Origin of the sequence: Intestinibacter sp., from assembly GCF_022780145.1 — a bacterium.
Classification (GTDB): domain Bacteria; phylum Bacillota; class Clostridia; order Peptostreptococcales; family Peptostreptococcaceae; genus Intestinibacter.
Genome location: NZ_JALEXO010000102.1, coordinates 1 through 4,755, shown reverse-complemented (window position 1 = coordinate 4,755; position 4,755 = coordinate 1). Strand labels below are relative to the sequence as shown.

The following is a 4,755-nucleotide window of genomic DNA, read 5'->3' as shown; positions in this document are numbered from 1 at the left end:
AATGTTAAATACGTTTTGTATAGATATATCAGAAGATAAAATAGTCACTTTGACTAATGAAGATGGAGTACATAAAATAAAAGCAAAATCAGTAATTTTATCTGTAGGAGCTAGAGAAAGACATATAAAAGAGCTTAAAATTCCTGGAAGTAGACCGTCTGGAGTTTATACTGGTGGATTAGCTCAGCAAATATTAAATAAAAGAGGCTACAAAATAGGAAAGGAATCTGTTATAATTGGTTCAGGCGATATAGGACTTATAATGTGCAGAAGACTTATTTTAAATAATATCAAAGTAAAGGCTATAATAGAAATCAACGATAAAATAGGTGGCAACAAAAGGAACTTTAAAGAATGTGTAGAGGATTTCGATGTACCAGTTATAAAAAACAGCACTATTTGTGAAATAAAAGGTACTGAAAGAATAGAGGCAGTCGTAGTAAAAAACATAAAAAATGATGCAAAACAAACTATAAAATGCGATACACTTATAACATCTATAGGACTTACACCGAACTTAACTGTTCCAATTAACAGCAATATGAAAATAGATTCAAAAAAAATAAATATGGATAAATACAATCAATGCAGTATAGAAGGCGTATTCTGCTGTGGAAATATATGTAAAATATATTCTCTAGTCGACGATGTAAGCTACGACGGTGAATACGTTGGAAAAATTGCGAGCGAATATATAAAATCTAAAAATCTTGTAGATATAGATAAAGTCGAAGTAGATAAGAGTTCTGTAGCTACGGATGGGATTACATGCTTAATCTGTCCTAATGGATGTAATTTAAAGCAATCAGCTACAGGAGATATAGAAGGCAATTTATGTGAAAAAGGAATTGAATTTTTCAAAGATGAAATAATAAATAAGAAAAGATCTATAACATCGACTGTAAAAATCAAAAATTCTAAAGATAGATTACCTATAAAGACTTCTAAACCTTTAGAATTTAAATATATTTACGAAGCTGTAAATATAATAGATAATATGGAAGTAAGCTCTCCTGTTAAAATGGGAGATATAATAATCGAAAATATTTTAAATACAGGTGTAAATATAGTGATCTGTAGAGATATATAAATACTAATACAAAGGAGGTGCATGCCTATATGAGGGATATGGATATGGCAATAAAAATAGCAAAACAGGTCTCTGAAAATGGCGGACGAACATTTCTAGTAGGCGGATGTGTCAGAGATGAAATATTAGGCAAAGAAACTAAAGATATCGATATAGAAGTTCACAACATAGAAATCGAAAAATTAATAGAGATACTAAATTCTCTAGGTGAAGTAAAAAAAATAGGCGCTTCCTTTGGTGTTTTTAATTTAAAAGGATACGATATCGATATAGCAATGCCGAGAAAAGAAAAATCTAGCGGTAGAGGACATAGAGATTTTGAAATATACGTAGATCCATTTATAGGATACAAAGAAGCCGCCAAGAGAAGGGACTTCACTATGAATGCCCTTATGAAGGATATTTTGACAGGTGAAGTAATAGATTCATTTGGCGGAATTGATGATTTAAAAAATAAAACAATAAGACATGTAAACGACGAATCTTTTTGTGAAGATCCACTCAGAGTATTTAGAGCAGCACAATTTGCTTCTAGATTCGATTTTAAAATAGACCAAAAGACAATCGATTTATCTTCAAAAATGGATTTATCTGCACTTGCATTTGAAAGAGTATTTGAAGAATTAAAAAAGGCTCTATTAAAATCAGATAAGCCTTCCGTATTTTTTGAATCCTTGAGAGATATGAACCAGCTTTCTACTTGGTTTAAAGAGGTTGAGGATTTAATAGGTGTCAATCAACCTAAAGAGCACCATCCAGAAGGAGATGTATTTAATCATACTATGCTTGTTTTAAATCAAGCTGCAAAACTAAGAAAAGATGCAAAAGACCCGCTTGCATTTATGCTGGCAGCTATGTGTCACGACTTTGGAAAGGCTGTTACTACAAAAATAGATGAAAATGGGAAGGTAACTTCTTATAAGCATGAACTAGAAAGTGTCAAAATAACAGAAGCATTTTTAGATAGATTAAATAAAGTAAACTTAAAAAAAGAGGTTTTAAATTTAGTAGAGCTTCATATGAGACCAAATCAAATGTACAATGTAGCTAAGAAAAAATCTATGATGAGACTATGGGACAAATGTATATGTCCAGAAGACTTGATACTACTTGCAAGAGCAGATTCTCTTGGCAGAGATAAAATCAAAGACTACGACGAGATAGAAAAAATACTGAGAGCTTCTCTTAAAGACTATAAAAATTTAATGAAAAAACCTCAAGTAACAGGAAAAGATCTAATATCTCTTGGATTAAAGCCTGGAGAAGAGTTTTCAAAATATATACAATTTGGACATAAATTGCACTTATCTGGAGTACCTAAAGAACAAGTACTAAGACATATTTCAGCTGATATTGATAAAAAACAGTCATTATAATAAAAAAGATTTAAATCAATTTTTAAGGGTAATCCAAAGCTTAGATTACCCTTTTATCTAAAATCTATAATTTCTAGCTAAATCACAAAAATCATCTTCTAAAAATGTTCCGTTGAAAAGTATAGAACCTATTGAGGTACATATTTTTGCTTTTTCAGTTTCACTATTCCAAGAAATCTTATGATCGAATAGCTCTTCAGACATTTTTTGTAAGTCTACCCCCATAGCTTCCATTGAATATCTCATTTTTTCTGGATAATAACAATCCTTGTTATCTAAAATTGCGCATTTTTCACAGAAGTTACATGATCCACAAGAAGTTTTTAAACATTCAAAATCTATTTGCATTTTAGATAATAATGCCTCCAAGGTTTCTCTGTTTTCAGAATAAGCTTCCATAAATTCTTCTCCATCTTCTACTTCACTTGTGAGTTCCACGACTAAAGAATTTTTATAATCTTTTACAAATTCATCAAATCTAGGGCTATTTGGAGGGCAAGACCAGTTTTTATTAAAATTTGGACATTCACCTTTACATAAATCATAAAAATAATCTCTATTCATAAATTTAATTAAATATTCATTTTCACATACAACAGCTTTTAAATTGAAAATTTTACCATTCTTTTCAAATTTAATTTTTTTCATTTCATCACCCCTATTAGACAATATTTATTTAATTATATTATAAATTCACGATAAAAGTACATTTTCCTTTATTTTTCTTAGACTTTTTTGTAAATAAATGTAATAAAAAAATTCGACGGTTAAAAATTTAACACAAATTTTAAAAATTAAATTTTATTTTTTATTTAATATATTAATATATAAGTTTTAAAAAACGATTACAAATTTAATTTTTTTAAGTTTCAAACACGAAAAAGGTTAGTTTTATTACAAAAACTTGACAACTTTATTTTAAGTTTATAAAATATTTAACAAGGTTATCAAACTATTGATAGAGTTAAGGAGGCACTTATGAAATTATCTGTATCAAGATTAGAAGGCTTTTCAGATGGTCTTATTGCTATTATTATAACGTTAATGGTATTAGAAATACCTCTACCAAAAACTATAACTACAGCTGAACTATTGAATTTTGGGAAATCGATTTTAATTTTTTTAGCAAGTTTTATAATTGTCGGGACTCAATGGAATAGACATTATCATCTACTAGATAAAGTCGATACTGTGTCTAGAAGCTTTGTGTGGAAAAATTTGATTTTCTTATGTATTTTGTCATTAATACCTTTATTTATGAAATGGGTATTATTATTTCCAAATGAAGTCGTACCAGCATTAGGATATGCAGTTGTATATATTTTATGTGATTTTGTTCTTAGACTATTATTTCGTTCAATTTTGAAGGAAAACAAGGACAATATAAAATTTAGCAAAAATAGAAAGACAAAGAGTTCTTTTTTACGTACAATAATCGCATTTGATTTTTTGATTGCTATTATTGGATTTTCAATATTATTCCCAGAGTTTTCAATAATATGCTTTATTATTTTACCAGTTATTTCATCATTATTTAACTTATTTATACCTGAAAAGAATATGGAATAGCGTTAAAAAATTTATGTATAATTTTAGTAAAAAAGTATTGATTTTTTTAAAAAAAGTTCTATAATATGAATTAAAGATTTAGATAAATCTTATTTAATTAATAAAACTCTCGATTTATGCGATAATTTTAAAGTGAGAGTTTTTAAGTTTTTTTATTTATTTTTTAGGGTAATTGCAAAAGTCAAAAAGGCTTATCAAATTTCGGTAAGTTCGTATCTATTTCTCTTTATTTAGGACATAATATAATAAATGGAGGGATGAACTATGGATATAGAAAAATTAACCGTGAGAGTTCAAAAAAGTTTAAACGAAGCCTACAATGAGGCTGTTAAACATCACAATCAACAAGTAGATGTCATTCATCTATTTTCTGCTTTAGTAAACCAAGAGGATGGTTTAATTCCTAATATTTTTGAAAAAATGAACGTGTCTGTCACTGCTATGAAAAACAGCATAGAAGAAGAATTAAATAAAATGCCTCAAATTTACGGAGAAGGTATTTCATCTCAAGGTGTTACTGCTTCTAGAAAAATCGAAGAGGTTTTAATTAAAGCCGAAGAAATATCAAAAGACTTCAAGGATTCTTATATAAGCGTAGAACACGTTATGCTAGCTATGATGGATACAGAAACTAACTCAGCAGTCGGTAAAATACTTAAAAAGTACGGTATAACTAAAAACGACTTCTTACAAGTTTTATCAAGCGTAAGAGGTAGCCAA

5 protein-coding genes are annotated in these 4,755 nt (G+C 28.5%); 4 read left to right on the top strand and 1 reads right to left on the bottom strand.

Annotated features, from left to right (window positions below; genetic code table 11):
- A partial coding sequence (locus MR593_RS03745; protein ID WP_290687030.1) for a DUF1667 domain-containing protein occupies positions 1 to 1,090 on the top strand: 1,090 nt, incomplete at its 5' end.
- A 29-nt stretch (positions 1,091 to 1,119) separates the two neighbouring features.
- A complete protein-coding gene (locus MR593_RS03740) occupies positions 1,120 to 2,466 on the top strand; it encodes a CCA tRNA nucleotidyltransferase (protein ID WP_290687028.1) in 1,347 nt (448 codons plus the stop codon).
- Between the two features lie 57 nt (positions 2,467 to 2,523).
- On the opposite strand, the gene MR593_RS03735 is transcribed toward MR593_RS03740, so the two are convergent.
- A complete protein-coding gene (locus MR593_RS03735) occupies positions 2,524 to 3,114 on the bottom strand; it encodes a DUF2284 domain-containing protein (RefSeq protein WP_290687026.1) in 591 nt (196 codons plus the stop codon).
- Positions 3,115 to 3,444: 330 nt separating this feature from the next.
- Here MR593_RS03735 and MR593_RS03730 point away from each other — a divergent pair, with 330 nt between their 5' ends.
- The gene (locus MR593_RS03730; protein WP_290687024.1) at positions 3,445 to 4,035 is read left to right on the top strand and encodes a TMEM175 family protein; all 591 of its coding nucleotides are present in this window, start codon (positions 3,445 to 3,447) and stop codon (positions 4,033 to 4,035) included.
- A gap of 264 nt (positions 4,036 to 4,299) precedes the next feature.
- The coding region (locus MR593_RS03725) for a Clp protease N-terminal domain-containing protein (protein WP_290687022.1) at positions 4,300 to 4,755 on the top strand (456 nt) is incomplete at its 3' end.